Annotated in this window: 12 protein-coding genes and 1 pseudogene; 6 read left to right on the plus strand and 7 right to left on the minus strand. The window is 70.7% G+C overall.

What is annotated here, in order from left to right; genetic code table 11:
* Positions 1 to 52 precede the first annotated feature (52 nt).
* On the plus strand, positions 53 to 1588 hold the full coding sequence (locus QTQ03_RS00685) for an ISL3 family transposase (RefSeq protein ID WP_502889670.1): 1536 nt from the start codon (positions 53 to 55) through the stop codon (positions 1586 to 1588).
* Positions 1589 to 1645: 57 nt separating this feature from the next.
* Here QTQ03_RS00685 and QTQ03_RS00690 read toward each other — a convergent pair.
* Both QTQ03_RS00690 and QTQ03_RS00695 read right to left on the minus strand, forming a co-directional pair.
* Positions 1646 to 2662 (minus strand): annotated as a pseudogene (locus QTQ03_RS00690) (IS256 family transposase); the annotation flags it as partial.
* Between the two features lie 101 nt (positions 2663 to 2763).
* A complete protein-coding gene (locus tag QTQ03_RS00695; RefSeq protein ID WP_289276225.1) occupies positions 2764 to 3666 on the minus strand; it encodes an IS982 family transposase in 903 nt (300 codons plus the stop codon).
* Between the two features lie 593 nt (positions 3667 to 4259).
* On the opposite strand from QTQ03_RS00695, the gene QTQ03_RS00705 reads away from it, so the two are divergent.
* The 4 genes from QTQ03_RS00705 (at position 4260) to QTQ03_RS00720 (ending at position 8523) form a co-directional block, all read left to right on the plus strand.
* Positions 4260 to 4421: a DUF397 domain-containing protein gene (locus tag QTQ03_RS00705; RefSeq protein WP_289276227.1), complete on the plus strand. Its 162-nt coding sequence runs from the start codon at positions 4260 to 4262 to the stop codon at positions 4419 to 4421.
* Between the two features lie 212 nt (positions 4422 to 4633).
* Positions 4634 to 6493, plus strand: a complete 1860-nt coding sequence (gene asnB, locus QTQ03_RS00710; protein WP_289276228.1) for an asparagine synthase (glutamine-hydrolyzing) — start codon at positions 4634 to 4636, stop codon at positions 6491 to 6493.
* A 28-nt stretch (positions 6494 to 6521) separates the two neighbouring features.
* The gene (locus QTQ03_RS00715) at positions 6522 to 7118 is read left to right on the plus strand and encodes a nitroreductase family protein (protein WP_289276229.1); all 597 of its coding nucleotides are present in this window, start codon (positions 6522 to 6524) and stop codon (positions 7116 to 7118) included.
* Between the two features lie 28 nt (positions 7119 to 7146).
* Positions 7147 to 8523, plus strand: coding sequence for an NAD(P)/FAD-dependent oxidoreductase (locus tag QTQ03_RS00720; RefSeq protein ID WP_289276230.1), 1377 nt, complete (start codon positions 7147 to 7149; stop codon positions 8521 to 8523).
* A 123-nt stretch (positions 8524 to 8646) separates the two neighbouring features.
* On the opposite strand, the gene QTQ03_RS00725 is transcribed toward QTQ03_RS00720, so the two are convergent.
* The 4 genes from QTQ03_RS00725 to QTQ03_RS00740 form a co-directional block, all read right to left on the minus strand.
* The gene (locus QTQ03_RS00725; protein ID WP_289276231.1) at positions 8647 to 9429 is read right to left on the minus strand and encodes an SDR family NAD(P)-dependent oxidoreductase; all 783 of its coding nucleotides are present in this window, start codon (positions 9427 to 9429) and stop codon (positions 8647 to 8649) included.
* A gap of 120 nt (positions 9430 to 9549) precedes the next feature.
* Positions 9550 to 10230 (minus strand): SDR family NAD(P)-dependent oxidoreductase, encoded by a 681-nt coding sequence (locus QTQ03_RS00730; protein ID WP_289276232.1) that lies wholly within the window; start codon positions 10228 to 10230, stop codon positions 9550 to 9552.
* Positions 10227 to 11381 (minus strand): cytochrome P450, encoded by a 1155-nt coding sequence (locus QTQ03_RS00735; protein WP_289276233.1) that lies wholly within the window; start codon positions 11379 to 11381, stop codon positions 10227 to 10229. Before QTQ03_RS00735 ends, QTQ03_RS00730 begins: the two co-directional genes overlap by 4 nt.
* A 44-nt stretch (positions 11382 to 11425) precedes the next feature.
* On the minus strand, positions 11426 to 12145 hold the full coding sequence (locus QTQ03_RS00740) for a TenA family protein (RefSeq protein ID WP_289276234.1): 720 nt from the start codon (positions 12143 to 12145) through the stop codon (positions 11426 to 11428).
* A 227-nt stretch (positions 12146 to 12372) separates the two neighbouring features.
* Between QTQ03_RS00740 and QTQ03_RS00745 the strand changes: the two genes are divergently transcribed.
* Positions 12373 to 13125, plus strand: coding sequence for an SDR family NAD(P)-dependent oxidoreductase (locus QTQ03_RS00745; RefSeq protein ID WP_289276235.1), 753 nt, complete (start codon positions 12373 to 12375; stop codon positions 13123 to 13125).
* A 51-nt stretch (positions 13126 to 13176) separates the two neighbouring features.
* On the opposite strand, the gene QTQ03_RS00750 is transcribed toward QTQ03_RS00745, so the two are convergent.
* Positions 13177 to 15012 carry an AfsR/SARP family transcriptional regulator gene (locus QTQ03_RS00750; protein WP_289276236.1) on the minus strand — a complete coding sequence of 612 codons (1836 nt, stop codon included), beginning with the start codon at positions 15010 to 15012 and terminating at the stop codon, positions 13177 to 13179.
* Between the last annotated feature and the right edge of the window lie 229 nt (positions 15013 to 15241).

A 15241-nucleotide genomic window follows, 5' to 3' on the forward strand; every position in this document is an offset into this window, starting at 1 on the left:
CCCTGTCTCACTTTCGGTGGTGACGGAGGGTGGCGGGTGTCGTTGTTCCTATGTGGAGGATGTCAACAGACTTGTACGGACGGTGTTCTCGGGGCTGTCCCCGCTGGTCATCGAGGACGTGACCGACGAGGGTGAGCGGATCGTGGTGCGGGCCCGGACGCCGCGTGACACTGCGGTCTGCCCGAGGTGCGGGGCCTCGTCCGGACGGGTGCACGGCTATCACTGGCGGACGGTCGCCGACGTTCCGGTCGACGGGCGCCGGGTGGTGGTCCGTGTGCGGGTGCGGCGTCTGGTGTGCCCCACGCGCGGCTGCCGCCACACCTTCCGTGAACAGGTTCCCGGGGTGCTGGAGCGATACCAGCGCCGCACAGCCCGTTTGAACAGGCAGGTCAAAGCCGTCGTCAAGGAGTTAGCGGGCCGGGCAGGGTCGCGTCTGCTGGCGATACTCGCCATGGGCCTGTCCCGTCACACGGCTCTACGCGCCCTGCTGTGCATCCCGCTGCCCAATGAGCGGACGCCTCGGGTGATCGGCGTTGACGATTTCGCTCTACGCCGGCGGCACCGCTACGCCACCGTGGTGATCGACGCCGAGACCCATGAGCGGATCGACGTGCTACCCGACCGCACCGCCGACACCCTCGAAGCGTGGTTACGCGCACATCCCGGCGTCGAGGTCGTATGCCGCGACGGCTCGGCGACCTACGCCGAGGCCATTCGCCGCGCCCTGCCCGACGCGGTGCAGGTCGCAGACCGGTGGCACCTGTGGCACAACCTCTGTGAAGCCGCCCTCAGCGAGGTGAAGGCGCACAGTACCTGCTGGGCCCCCGTCCTGGACGCACCCATCTACGACGGCCCCCGCGCGCGGACGACCCAGCAACGCTGGCACCAGGTCCATGACCTGCTCGACCAAGGCGTGGGCCTGCTGGAGTGCGCCCGCCGTCTGCAGTTGGCCCTGAACACCGTCAAGCGCTACGCGCGAGCCGACCGGCCCGAGCGGATGCTCCGCGTCCCCAAATACCGTGCCAGCCTCGTCGACCCCTACCGCGAACACCTACGCAAACGTCGAGCCGAGGACCCCAGCGTCGGCGTCAAGCACCTCTTCGACGAGATCAAGACCCTCGGCTTCACCGGCTGCCTCAACCTCCTGCACAAGTACATCAACCAAGGCCGCGCGGACGCCGACCGCAGCCACATCTCCCCACGCCGCCTCGCCCGGATGATCCTCACCAGACCCGACAACCTCAAACCCGAGCGCCGAGATCTACTGGCACGGCTCACCGCAGCCTGCCCAGAGATGACCCAACTCGCCGCCGCTGTCGGACGCTTCGCCGAGCTCCTGACGCCTCAACCCGCAAACACCGACCGGCTCTCGCACTGGATCCTGCAGGTTCGCACGGTCGATCTACCTCATCTGCACGCCTTCACCCGAGGCCTGGAACGCGACCGCGACGCCGTGAACGCCGCGCTCACGCTCCCCTACAGCAACGGCCCCACCGAAGGCGTCAACACCAAGACCAAACGAATCGCACGTCAAATGCACGGACGAGCAGGCTTCACCCTGCTCCGCCACCGCATCCTCCTCGGATAACAGCACCCACCGTCACCACCGAAAGTGAGACAGGGCCGTTAACTTGACACTCCCGATACGGGCGTTGACGGACTCGATCGCGTTCGTGGAGCAGATGACCTTGCGGATCTCCACGTCGAAGGCGAGGAACGGCACGAACTCCGCCCACGCGTTCTCCCACAGCTTCACGATCGCCGGATACTTACGGCCCCACGCCTCGGCGAACTCGAGGAACCGCTCGGTGGCGGCGTCCTCGGTCGCCGCGGTGTAGACCGGCCGCAGCGCTTTGGCGATCTTGTCCCAGTCCTGCCGGGCGGCGTAGCGGAACGAGTTGCGCAGCAGGTGCACCACACACGTCTGCACGATCGTGCGCGGCCACACCGTCTCCACCGTCTCCGGCAGTCCCTTGAGCCCGTCACAGACCAGCATCAGCACGTCGGCCACGCCGCGGTTCTTCAACTCGGTGAGCACGTGCAGCCAGTACTTGGCGCCCTCGCCGCCGTCACCGGCCCAGATACCGAGGATGTCGCGGTGGCCGTCGACGGTGACCGCCATCGCGAGGTAGATCGGCCGGTTCGCGACCTGACCGTCCCTGATCTTGACGTTGATGGCGTCGATGAACACGACCGGGTAGACCCGGTCCAGGGGCCGGTTCTGCCACTCGGCCATGCCGTCCATGACCTTGTCGGTGATCGTGGAGATGGTCTGCTTCGACACCTCAGCGCCGTAGACCTCAGCCAGGTGCGCGGCGATCTCGCCGTGGGTCAGGCCCTTGGCCGACAGCGACAGGACCATGTCGTCGACGCCGGTCAGACGCCGCTGCCGCTTACGCACGATCTGCGGCTCGAACGTCCCGGCGGCGTCGCGTGGGACCCGCACCTCGACCGGCCCGACGTCGGTGAGCACCGTCTTGGTCCGGCTGCCGTTACGGGTGTTCCCGCTACCCCGACCCGCCGGGTCGTGCTTGTCGTAGCCGACGTGGTCGGTGATCTCCCCATCCAACGCCGACTCGAGGACCCGCTTCGTCAGCTGCTGCAGCAGCCCACCCTCGCCGGTCAGCTTCAACCCGTCACCACGAGCCCGATCGACCAGCATCGCGATCAACTGCTCATCCGTGACCGCACCCACCGGCTCCACGGCCGGCTGTCCCACGGTGGTCTCGGTCGTCATCTGGCGTCTCTCCCTTGATCGGTCGATCAGCCGTTATTTGTACAGTCCCGTTGGCCGGTGGTCCAGTTGTGCCAGATCGCGGCGGTCATGGCGAGGATGCGTTGTGCGACGCGTACGAGTACGCCGGTGCCGGTACGGCCGCCGTGTCGTTCGAGGTCGAGTTGACCTTTGAGGGTTTGGTTGACGGACTCGATGTTCTGTCGCACAGCGCGCAGCAGTGTCCGTCCGGGGCGTGGCTTCTCGGTGCGGTAGGCGGGGCGGATCATGGTGACGCCGCGTTCGGTGAGCTGTCGTTCGGTGGCGGCGTCGCGGTAGCCCTTGTCCACGACCAGGATCAGCCCGTCGGGGTGGGTCAACAGGCCGGTGTCCAGGTCGAACAGGTCCATGAGTGCTTCGCGTTCGTCGGTCTTGGCGGTGGTCAGGGCGAATGCCACGGGCAGTCCGTGCACGGTGGTGACCAGGTGCAGACGCAGGCCCCAGAAGCGACGCGAGTGCGAGGCGCAGTAGCCGTAGGTGGCCCACCCGGCCAGATCAGAGCGTGTGACGGTCTCGCGGGAGCGTCCGCATTCCACCGGGGTGGAGTCGGCGATGCGCACCGGGTGCTGCCACAGGTCGGTGTCCAGGGCCAGGACCCGGATCAGGTGGGTGATCTGCGTGCCGAGTGTCCGTAGCCGCTTGTTGTACCCGGGCTGTTTCGGGATGTAGGGGAACAGGTGGGTCAGGTTCATGCGGGCGTGACGGATCCAGCGGGCTTCTTTGTGGTAGCCGAGCAGGGCTTGCAGCACCGCGAGGGTGATCAGTTCGGCGTCGGTGATCTTCGGGGCGATCCCGACCGCGGGTCGCCACCGGGTGAGCTGGGGCGACGACTTCAACACGTCGTCGATCTTCACGTACAGTGCGGTGGCGAGGGTGTCCCGATCGACGTGCACGTGGCCTCCATGGTCATCGTTGCTTCGCAACTTCGATCATGGACGCCCTCGCCTCCCTTCACTACCCCGTACCCCTCGGAATAGATCGTCTAGAGGCTCTGCTAGCCGCGCTCCGGGCGCTGTGATGGCCGATGACCTTGATCCCGCCGATGTGCGCGCCTATCCCGATCCGTATGGCGCGCCCCGGGTGCCGGACGGTGACCGGGTCTGCCGGCCAGCGCGGCCGTCGGACAGGTCGCCGGGGTCCCTACCGGTCACGGTCCGGCAGAGGGTGCTGGCGACGGTCGTGGTGGTGATCGTTGTTGCCGCCATCGTGATCCGGGTTGTGCGGTGACGGACGGGCGGCCGGGGCCGGTGACGGTCGACCGGTGGCGGCGGACCCGCGCCGAGCACCGCCAGCGCGCGGGCCGCTGCCCGGTCTGCGGCACCCGGAAGCGGTGTCGGCCGTGGACGGACGCGTTCGGCGAACTGGTCGCCCACGACCTGCTTTACCTCGGACCGCTCCCACCACCCCCGATAGGCGACCGGCCGCACCCGACGGCCGGCGAACGAAGGGAAGAGAAACCATGGAACCGGTGGCATGGAGGAAGCCGATGCGCTGTAACGCCACAAGCCTGAACTGTGTTGAGGTCATGGTCGACGGCGACGGGAACCGGGTCGTCCGGAATTCACAGCGTCCGGACCAGACGGTGACCTTCAGCCGTGGCGAGTGGTCGGCGTTCGAGGACTCGGTCCGCGACGGGCAGACGTTCTGATCGCGCACCTGGGGCCAGCCTTGCAGGTCTGGCCCCAGGCCTCCTACGGTCCCCGACCCGAGTTTGTCCGTCAACAAGGGTGAGGGATCGGAGACGGTGTGACTGGCTCACCTTCGGGCACCGAACACTCCCGTCGAGTCGCCGTCGAGGTCGGCTGGAACGGCGCCCGGCAGGCTCACGCGTAGTCGGACGCGAGGCGAGGGGTGATGCGCATGTGCGGCATCGTCGGCTGGGTGGACTTCGGGCGTGACCTGACGGGGGAGCGCGCGACGCTGCGGGCGATGACGGACACCCTGACCAACCGTGGGGTGGACGACTCCGGCGGGTGGATCCGGGGGCACGCCGCGCTCGGGCACACCCGGACCGCGGTCATCGACGTGGCCGGCGGCGCGCAGCCGCTCACCGTCGCGCGGGACGGCCGGGCGGTCGCCACGATCGTCTACAACGGTGAGGTCTACAACTTCAAGCAGCTGCGGACCGAGCTGCGCGCCCGGGGGCACGAGTTCCGTACCCGCAGCGACACCGAGGTGGTCCTGCGGGCGTACCTGGAGTGGGGGGTGGAGTGCGCGGCCCGGCTGGAGGGCATCTTCGCCTTCGCCGTCTGGGACCTGCGCCGCCAGGAACTGGTGCTGGTGCGCGACCGGCTCGGCGTCAAACCGCTCTTCTACGCCCGCCGCCCGGAGGGCGTCCTGTTCGGCTCCGAGCCGAAGGCGCTGCTGGCCAACCCGCTGGTCCGGCCGGTGGTGGGAATGGCGGAGCTCCAGGAACTGTTCGCCACCGCCAAGCAGCCCGGCATGTCGGTCTTCCGCGACCTGCGCGCGGTGCTGCCCGGCACGACCCTGACCGTCAGCCGGGCCGGGATGGCCCAGCGGCGGTACTGGGCGCTGGAGGCCCGGCCGCACACCGACGACCTGGACGGCACCGTCGGGCACATCCGGGAGCTGCTGCACGACATCGTGCTGCGCGAGCTGGAGTCGGAGGTGCCGCTGTGCACGGCGCTCTCCGGCGGGATCGACTCCAGCGCCGTCTCGGCGATCGCCGCGTACTGGCGGTGGAAGCTCGACGGTGCGCGGATCCGCACCTTCGTCACCACGTTCGACGACTACGCCGCCCGGTTCCAGCCGGACGACGTCCGCTTCGCCCCGGACGAGGTGTTCGCCGACGAGGTCGCCCGGCACCTCAAATCCGAGCACGTCCGCATCCAGCTCGGCACCCGGGACCTGATGGACCGGGCCGCCCGCGACGCCGTGCTGTGGGCGCAGGACATGCCCACCACGCTCGGCGACATGGACACCTCGAACTACCTGACCGCCCGCCGGATCAAGGAGCACTCGACGGTCGCGCTCAGCGGCGAGGTCGCCGACGAGATCTTCGGCGGCTACAGCTGGATGTACGACCAGCAGCTGCTCGCCGCCGACATGTTCCCGTGGGTGGCCAAGGAGTACCTCCAGCCCGGGTCGCCGCGCGGCCAGGGCCGGGGCCTGTTCGACCCGGGCTTCATGGCCAAGCTGGACCTCGGCGCGTACTACCGGGACCAGTACCGGACGGCCCTCGCGGCGGCGCCGTGCACCGGCGACGAGGACGACACCGAGCGGCGGATGCGCGGCATCACCCACGTCACCCTCAGCTGGTGGCTGCCGATGCTGCTGGACCGGGACGACCGGCTCGCCATGGCCAACGCCCTGGAACTGCGGGTGCCCTACGGCGACCACCGCCTGGTCGAGTACCTCTACCACACCCCGTGGCGGATGAAGACCTTCGACGGCCGGGAGAAGAGCCTGCTCCGCGCGGCCGCGCGCGGCCTGGTGCCGCACTCGGTGCTCGACCGCGCCAAGAGCCCGTGGCCGGTGACCCAGGATCCGGCGTACGCGGCGATGCTCCGCGACGAGCTGTCGGCGCTGGTGAACGACCGGTCCTCGCCGTCGCTGCCGCTGCTCGACCTCCCGGCGGTCCGGGCCACCCTGGACCGGCCGTCGGAGATCGCCCACCAGTGGGTGAGCCGGATGAACATCGAGATGGTGCTGCAGTTCGACGCCTGGCTGCGGCGGTACGACGTGCAGCTCGCGATCTGACCCGAGCGATCTGACCCGAGGTGGTTTCATGGACTTCCCCGACGTGCTGCGCCGCCGCCAGATGGTGCGCAGCTACACCGACCAGCCTGTCTCCGACGAGGCGCTCGACCGGATCGTGGGTGCGGTGCGGCGGGCCCCGAGCGCCGGCTTCAGCCAGGGGTACCGACTGGTCGTGGTCACCGACCCCGGGCTGCGGCGCAAGGCCGCCGACATCGCCGAGGCCCGCTACGTCGAGTTGGGTTTCCCCCGCTGGATCGCGTCGGCCCCGGCGCACATCTACGTCGCCACCCGGGAGGCCTCCTACCACGAGCGGTACGGCGGCGAGGAGGTCCGGCCCGGCTGGTCGGAGATTCCCTGGCCGGTGCCGTTCTGGTGGTTCGACTGCGGGGCTCTGTTCATGCTGCTGCAGCTCGCCGCCATCAACGAGGGCCTCGGCACCGGGTTCGTCAGCTCCGTCTACACCGACGAGCTGGCCGCGCTGGCCGACGTGGTCGACCTGCCCGCCGACGTGGCGCTGACCGGCATCATCACCGTCGGGCACGAGGACCGCGGCACGCGGATGCCGGTGCCGCCGAACGCGGCGCGGCGCAAGCCGCTCGCCGATGTGGTGCGGTGGTGCCGGTGACCGCGCGGGCGGGACGGCGGGAGGGCCGATGAGTCAGCGTGTGCTCGTCCTCGGCGGCGGCATCGCCGGCACGGCCGCCGCGATCGCACTCGGCCGGCGCGGCCACCCGGTGACGGTGGTGGAACGCGACCTGCCGCCGACCGACCCCACCCAGGACCCGTTCCTGCACTGGTCGCGGCGGGGCGTGCCGCAGTTCCGGCTGCCACACGGCTTCTCCGCCCGGGCCCGCAACCTGCTGCTGCGGCACGCCCCGGACGTGCTCGCCCGGCTGCGGGCCACCGGCGTCGAGGAGATGAACCTGTTCAAGCGGCTCGTCCCGGAGGACCAGTGGGTGCCCGCCGACGACACGTTCACCAACGTGTGGGCGCGGCGGGCCGTCTTCGAGCTGGCGCTGCGGCTCGCCGCGGAGGAGGAGCCGGGCGTCGAGTTCCGCTGCCCGGCGGTGGTCAACGGCCTGCGCTTCGACCGGTCGTCCGCCGTTCCCCGGGTCGTCTCGGTCCGGCTCGCGGACGGCGACCGGCTCACCGCCGACGTGGTGCTGGACTGCCTGGGTCAGCGCTCCCCGGTGCCCCGCTGGCTGGCCGGCGAGGGAATCCGGGTGCCCACCGAGGCGCAGGACTGCGAGACCGTCTACTACAGCCGCTACTTCCGCTTCACCGACACCTGCCAGCTGCCCCGGACGTCGGTGGCCACGCTGCGCGGCGAGTTCGCCGACGGCTGGTTCATCGGCTTCCCCGGCGACCACGACACGTACGCCTTCTCCTTCGAGTGCCACCCGGACAACCGCGACGCCCGCGCGCTGCGGCACACCTCGACCTGGGCGGCGGTGGCACGCGGCATCCCGATGCTGGCGCCGTGGGTCGACCCGGCCAACGGCACCGCGCTGGAAGGCGTCCAGGTGATGGCGGGCAACCGCAGCCTGCGCCGGCGGTACGTGGTCGACGGTCAGCCCGTCGTCCTCGGTCTGCTCCCGGTGGGTGACTCGCTCTGCGCGTCCAACCCCGCGTACGGCTGGGGCTCGGCGATGGCCCTGACGTACGCGTTCGCCGCCGCCGAGGCGGTGGCCGTCGGCGGCGGCGACCCGGCGGCGACGGCCCTGGCCTACGACGCGGCGGTCGCCCGGGAGGCCGACGCGGTCTACCGGGAGTCGTCGGCGATGGACCGGGCCCGCATCTACCGGATCACCGGCAAGCCGGTGCCGGCGGAGGACCGGGCGGAGATGGATCGCCAGGACCTGATCGCACAGGCTCTTTCCGGCGGGGTGCTGCACGACCTCGAACTGGGCCGGGCGTTCAACCGGCGGGTCAACCTGGTCGGCCCGGCGGAGACGGTCCTGGACGGCGCCGACCTGGTCCGCCACGCCGAACGCCTCCGGGCAAACCTCACCGCCACCACCGGCCGCTGAGGAACCACTACCACCGGTCGCGGAGTGCGCAGCGTCCAAGCGGCCCTCGGCACCGAGGGATGGTGCCGGGGGCCGCTGCGGGCTCAGGCGCCGTGGGGTCGGGTAGGGGTGCCGTGGGTCGGTTCAGTTGGGTCGCTGGTAGCGCGAGGGGGGCGCCATGCCGGCGTCGATCGGCAGGTCCACCCCGGTGACGCTGCGGATCCGGCCGGAGGCGAACAGCACCACCAGCGCGGCGATCTCCTCCGGCTCGATCATTTCGCCGGTGGCCAGGCCGGCCATCTTCGGCACCATCGCCAGGAACTCCTCCGGCGTCATCCCGGCCTTCTCCGCGATGTGCCGGTTGGTCCACAGCCGGGTCCTCACCGGACCGGGGGAGATGGTGTTCACCCGTACGCCCCGCGGGGCGAACTCCGCCGACAGCGCCCTGCCGATGTTGGCCACGGCGGCCTTGGCGGCCGAGTAGTGCGCGAGGCGAGGGTCGGCCAACGTGCCGTTCATCGAGCCGATGTTGACGATCGTGCCCCCGCGCTCGACCAGGCTGGGCAGTGCGGCCCGGGTCGCCCGGACCATCGTGAAGACGTTCAGGTCGAGGGTCTGCCGCCAGACGTCGTCGGTGATGTCCAGGAAGCCGGGGGCGAGGGTGACGCCGCCGCCGACGTTGTTGACCAGGACGTCGATGCCACCGAACTCGGTGCGCGCCCGCTGCACCAGCAGCGCCGGTCCCTCCTCGGTGACCAGGTCGACGGTGAGGGTGTGCGGGGTGGCCTCCTTCAGCTCGGGGCTGACGGTCCGTGCGCCGCCGTACACGTCGGCACCCGCGGCGGTGAGCGCCCGCACCACGGCGAGCCCGATGCCGGCGCCGGCCCCGGTGACCACCGCTTTCTTGCCGGACAGGTCGATTTGCATGCTCGGTCTCCTGTTGGTCGAAGGGCCCGCCTCATCGAGGAGTCCCAAGTGATGATCGAAGGCCCGGTGCGGCCGAGGGTCGCGTGATTCGGGGGCTTGTGGTCGACGGCCGCTCGCGGGCTACCGCGGGAGGTGTCGTTCGGTGAGGAACTGCCCGGTCGGCCCGCCGGCCGGCAGGGAGGCCACGTCGGCGATGAACCGCGCCGGTACCTCCGGCGGGGTCGTCGTCCGCGGCATCATCCGGGTCCGGACCCGCCCGGGGTTGACCGCGTTGACCAGCACCCCGGTCCCGGCGGTCTGCCCGGCCACCAGGGTGGTGAGCCCGTTCAGGGCGCTCTTGGACAACGAGTAGCCGGGCGCGCCGGCGAACAGGGCGCCGCCGAACTCGGCCGTGGTCCCGCTGGAGACCACGACCACCCGACCCCAGCCCCGCCGGATCATTCCCGGCACGAACGCCTGGAGCACCCGCCACGTCCCCAGCAGGTTGACCCGCAGCGTCTCCTCGACCAGGTCGAGGGGGGTGGTGAGCGGGCCGGTGCCGCCGTCGAGCAGCACCCCGGCGTTGCAGACCAGGACGTCGACCGGCCCCACGTCGGCGGCGGCCGTGCCGACGCTGCCCGGGTCGGTCACGTCGAGCTGCCGGGCGCGTACGTCGGGCCCCAGGTCCGCCGCCGTGTCGCTGGCCGCCGCCGGGTCGCGGGCGGTCACCGTGAGCGCCATCCCGCGGGCCCGCAACTCGGCGGCGACCGCCCGGCCGATTCCCCGGTTGGCGCCGGTGACCAACGCGTGGCGGCGGTTCACCAGGTCACCGGAACCTCGCTGAAGCCCTCCATGAAGCCGCCGAGGGCGCGGGGGAGCCTGGCGGCCGGTACGGCCAACCGGATGTCCGGGAACCGGCGCAGCAGCGTCTCCGTGGCGACCTGAAGCTCCATCCGGGCCAGCGCGGCGCCGACACAGTAGTGGATGCCCGCGCCGAAGGTCATGTGGTGGTTCTCCGGGCGGCGGATGTCCAACGTGAACGGATCGGTGAAGACCTGCTCGTCCATGTTGGCCGACTCCTCGGAGAGCAGCACGCTGGAGCCCTTCTTCAAGACCGTGCCGTCGGCGAGCTCGATGTCCTCCAGCGCGTACCGCAGGGTGCCGATCGAGGAGCCCATGATCTGGGTACGCAGCAGTTCCTCCACCGCCGACGGCACCGCCGACCAGTCGGCCTGGATCTCCTTGACCAGGTCCTGCCGGTGCAGCAGCACGGCGGTGCCGGTGCCGATCTGGCTGGCCGTGGTGACGTAGCCGGCGATCAGCAGACTGCGCGTCCAGTGGTGCAGCTCGTACTCGGACAGCCGGTTGTCGTCCTCGTCGCGGACCTTGATCAGGCTGGTGATCAGATCGTCCTCGCCGGGGTTGGCCCGCTTGTACTCGATCAGCTCGACCAGGTACCGCCACAGCTCGCCGCGGCACCGCTCCACCTCGTCGGGCGGCAGTTTGGTGACCGACAGGAAACCGTCGACCAGCGACCGGAACCGGTCGCGGTCCTCCGGCGGGATGCCGAGCAGCTTGCAGATCACCAGGATCGGCAGCGGGAAGGCGAGCGCCTCGTTCAGGTCGACCGGCTTCTCTCCGGTGGCCATCGCGTCCAGCAGTTCGTCGGTGACCTGCTGGGCGTACGGGCGGAGCAGCTCGATCCGGCGGGCGGTGAACGCCCGGGTGACCAGCCCCCGCATCCGGGTGTGGTGCGGCGGGTCGCCGTCTATCTTCGGGTCGACGAACAACTCGTTGTCGGCGGCGATGCGCGCCACGTCCGGGCGGGCGACGTTCTTGCTCAGCCGCGGGTCGGCGAAGAGGCTGCGGACGTCGGCGTAGCGGGTCACCATCACGGCGGTGTCGCCGCTGGGCAGGCGGACCTCGACGAGGGCCTGTTCCCGCAGGCCGCGCAGTGCCTCCGGCATCTCCATCGGGGGGGTCCACGGGAAGGGGTAGGGGATCGGGGCCTGGGCAGTCATCTCGCGGTGCCCTCTCTCGTCGACTCTCCGAACGGCAGCCGCCGGTCCCCGTCGCCGGAGAGGGACGCGGTGCAGGACTCGGCGAATGCCCATTCGTAACGGATGCTGATGGAGAACTGCTCGATGAGCGTGGCCCGCCGCCGGGCCGTGCCGTCCTTGCCGACGTCGTCGGCCATGTCCAGGAACGCGGCCACCGCGTACCGGTAGGACTCCCCCGGGTGGTAGGCCTCGACCCAGGGCCGGTAGCGGGAGTCGGGCGCGGTGTCGCGGAGCAGCCGGTCGGAGACCTCGGCGTTGAACCACACCATCGGCAGCAGGGCGCCCACCCCGGCGGGGAAGGACGCCGCGGTGGCGGCGGTGAGGAACGCGGTGTGCGCCTCGGTGACCGGGTCGATCGGCGGGTCGCCGAGGGGTTCCGGCAGGCCGGTCGCCGCGGCCAGGCCGGCGCTGTTGGCGCGCAGCCGGTCACGCGCCTCCAGCGTGCCGGCCACCGACCGGCCGAGCAGCAGGGTGTGTGTGTCGTCGTGGGCCGCCGCCGCGCAGCGGGCCAGCGCCCGCGCGTACGTCGGAAGCAGGTACCCGGTGTCCTGGGCGAGGAAGTGGGCCAGCGCCGCTGGTGGCAGCGAACCGTCCCGGATCCCCGACCAGAAGGGGTGGTCCTGCACCGCGCGCAGCACCGGACCCCGGATTTCCCGCAGTTCTTCGTGCAGCGGCATCGGCCGTCCTCAGGTCCAGGCGGGCTGGTCGCGTCGCACGCTATCGGTGTGTGCTTGAACCCGGCTGGAGGGTGGTTGCGTGATCCCGGCCGGAGCTGCCGTCGGCCGCGGCCCGCGCCGGAGCTCATGGGTCCGGCCGTGGCCGTCCTCCCCAGCCGGCGTCGAGCCCGGCGGCGGAGATTGGCCCCTCCGGCACCGTGCCGGCGAGGACGTCGTGAGGGGTACCCATGGATCTCGGCCTGACGGGGAAGCGGGTGCTGGTGACCGGGGCGACCCGGGGGATCGGCCGGGCCACCGCGCGGGCCTTCGCCGACGAGGGGGCCCGGGTCGCCGTCACCTACCACACCTCGGCGGCGGCCGCCGAGCAGGTGGTCGAGGACTTGGGCGGGGAGGACCGCGCGCTCGCGGTGCCGTACGACCTGGCCGACCCGGCCTCGGCGCGGGCGGCGGTGCGCCGGGTGGAGGAGCGCTGGGGCGGGGTCGACGTGTTGGTGGCCAACGCCCAGACCTGGGTGTGGATCAACCCGGAGGACCTACCGTCGTACCAGGACCTGCCGCTCCAGGAGTGGCTGGACCGGTTCCGGGAGAACGTGGAGGGCCACCTGTGGACGGTCCGGGAGGTGCTCGGTGGGATGCGCCGGCGTGGGTGGGGCCGGGTGGTCCTGCTCTCCTCGGTCACCGCCCTGCACGGCAACCCGGGGTCGGAGGTCTACGGGGCCGCGAAGGCGGCGCTGCACGGCTTCGTCCGCGGGCTGATGTGGACCCGGGACGGGGTGCTGGCCAACGTGGTCGCTCCCGGCGGGACGCTGACCGAGAGCCTGGACGATGTCGACCCGGAGTTGGTCGCACGGGCCGCCCGGGACACCCCGAGCGGCCGGCTCAGCACCGCGGCGGACGTGGCCCGGCTGGTGGTCTTCCTCGCCTCGGCGGCGAACGGCAATGTCAACGGGGAGATCGTCCGGACCGCCGGCGGCCGGTGACCGGTAGGTGGTGGAGGTTCGGCCCCGGCGCCGTCCGTGTCCGCGGGGGGTTCAGGCGTTGGAGCCCAGGCGAGGCTCGATGAACTCGTGGTTGAGGCGTTCCCGCGCGTAAAGCCGGGTCAGCCGGTGCAGCTGGTAGCGGACCACGCCCTGGTCCGCCCGCGCCTCCAACAGGTTGCAGGCGACCAGGCGGCTGAGCTGTGTCTCCACCGCGTCGGCGGCGCCGCCGAGCAGGTTGGCCGCGGTGGCGGCGGTGAAGTGCGGCGGCGGAAGCAGGCTGAGCAGGCGTAGGGCGCTGCGGTCGTGCGGCTCCAGCCGGTAGTAGGTCTCGTCGTAGTTGGTGCGGACGTCGAACTCGGCGAATCGCAGCTGGTCCAGCGCGGCCGGCCCGTGCTCGATCAGCGCGGTGATCTTCCGCAGTGGCCACGTGGGCGCGGCGGCGAGCCGGGCGCCGACGCAGCGCAGCGCCAGCGGCAGGTATCCGCACCGGTCGGCGATCCGTTCGGCCTCCCCGGGCTCGGCGTCCACCCGCGACGCGCCCACCATGGCGCCCAGTAGCGCCACCGCCTCACCGATGGTCATCACGTCGAGCTTGGTTACCTGGATGCCCGGTAGCACCTGCAACCCCCACCGGCTGGTCACCACGACGGCGCTCTCCGGCGTCGCCGGCACGAGCGGGGCGATCTGGGAGGCGGTGGCCGCGTCGTCGAGGACCACCAGCAGTCGTCGGCCGTTGGTCCAGGTGCGGTAGAGGCTGCTGCGTTCCTCCACGGTCGGCGGAATCTGCTGCTCCGGTACGCACAGCGCCCGCAGGAACCCGGCGAGGACGTCCAGCTGGGGGGTCGGGGTGCGGGACGAGCCACGCAGGTCGGCGAAGAGCTGTCCGTGCGGGTACCGGGCCCGTTCCAGGTGGCCGACGTGCAGCGCCAGGGTCGTCTTGCCCACGCCGGTCATGCCGCAGATGGATACCGCGGCGGGCGCGGTGCGCTGGTCCTGCCCGGCGGCGAGGACCGCGCGGACCCGCCGCACCACCTCCTCCCGGCCGGTGAAGTCGGGTACGTCGGGTGGCAGTTGGGCGGGCACCGCCGTCCGGATCGGGGCCCGCTCGGCGGGCGCGGTGGGGCGGGGGGCCGGCCGGCTCTCCCCCGGCTCGGTGTTGAGCAGGGACCGGTGCAGCCGCTGCACGGCGGGGGACGGTTCCAGCCCCAGCTCGTCGATGAGTAGTTCCCGCAGCCGCCGGTAGACCTCGAACGCCTCGTACCGTCGGCCCGACCGGTCCAACGCGGTCATCAGGTTGGCGTGGAACCGCTCGTGCAACGGGTAGCTGCGGACCAGTTCCTTGAGTTCGCTGATCAGTTCCTCGTACCGGCCGAGCTGCATGTCGGCCTCGATGCGCATGCCGAGCACGCGGAGCTTGTTCTCCTCGAGGCGGGTCATGTGGGCGGAGAGGATCTCGCCGGCGTTGACCCCGAGCAGGGCGGGGGCGCGCCAGAGCGCGAGTGCTTCGGTGAGCAGTTCGCTGGCACGTTGCGCGTCGCCGTGTTCGCGTTCACGGCGGCCCTGCTGAGCCAACCTCTCGAAGTGGTATACATCAATTTCATTGTCGTTGACGTCGAGCAGGTAGCCGCAGGACTGGGTGTGCAGCCGGGCCAGGCCGGACGGGTCGAGCACGTCTTTGCGTAGCTTGTAGACGTATGTCTGCAGGGTGGTCATCGCGCTGTCCGGCGGGTTGTCCCCCCACAACTCGTCGACGAATTCGCTGACCTGCACGACCTGGTTGCGGCGCACCAGAAGAAAAGCCAATACCTGGCGAACCTTCGGTGCGGTCGGGGTGATATCCCGATCCTCGTGAGTAACGGACAGTGGGCCAAGAATGCGGAACACCATTCAGCTCCCCCAGAAATGGTGCGCGTTGATCGTTGGTCCGAAAGGCGGGACGCCGAAGCCGTAATTGTGTTGGTGAGCCGACCCCGGACACCTTGTCCGACCGCTTGGTCGCATGATCGACATGCTCAGTGGCGCAACTGCTACAGACTGTAAGTTGCGGCCACTGTACGGTCAAGGTTTCGCGGGTCAACTGTCCGACGTTTCCCGTGAGTAGGTTACGTGCTAATCA

Origin of the sequence: Micromonospora sp. WMMA1363 (genome assembly GCF_030345795.1) — a bacterium.
Lineage (GTDB): Bacteria > Actinomycetota > Actinomycetes > Mycobacteriales > Micromonosporaceae > Micromonospora.

Excerpts from the sequence above, each read along its gene's own strand:
- QTQ03_RS00740 (WP_289276234.1), bottom strand. The coding sequence starts at position 12,145 with ATGCCGCTGCACGAAGAACTGCGGGAAATCCGGGGTCCGGTGCTGCGC.
- QTQ03_RS00750 (WP_289276236.1), bottom strand. The coding sequence starts at position 15,012 with ATGGTGTTCCGCATTCTTGGCCCACTGTCCGTTACTCACGAGGATCGG.
- QTQ03_RS00705 (WP_289276227.1), top strand. The coding sequence starts at position 4,260 with ATGCGCTGTAACGCCACAAGCCTGAACTGTGTTGAGGTCATGGTCGAC.
- QTQ03_RS00735 (WP_289276233.1), bottom strand. The coding sequence starts at position 11,381 with ATGGAGATGCCGGAGGCACTGCGCGGCCTGCGGGAACAGGCCCTCGTC.
- QTQ03_RS00745 (WP_289276235.1), top strand. The coding sequence starts at position 12,373 with ATGGATCTCGGCCTGACGGGGAAGCGGGTGCTGGTGACCGGGGCGACC.
- QTQ03_RS00725 (WP_289276231.1), bottom strand. The coding sequence starts at position 9,429 with ATGCAAATCGACCTGTCCGGCAAGAAAGCGGTGGTCACCGGGGCCGGC.
- asnB (WP_289276228.1), top strand. The coding sequence starts at position 4,634 with ATGTGCGGCATCGTCGGCTGGGTGGACTTCGGGCGTGACCTGACGGGG.
- QTQ03_RS00715 (WP_289276229.1), top strand. The coding sequence starts at position 6,522 with ATGGACTTCCCCGACGTGCTGCGCCGCCGCCAGATGGTGCGCAGCTAC.
- QTQ03_RS00720 (WP_289276230.1), top strand. The coding sequence starts at position 7,147 with ATGAGTCAGCGTGTGCTCGTCCTCGGCGGCGGCATCGCCGGCACGGCC.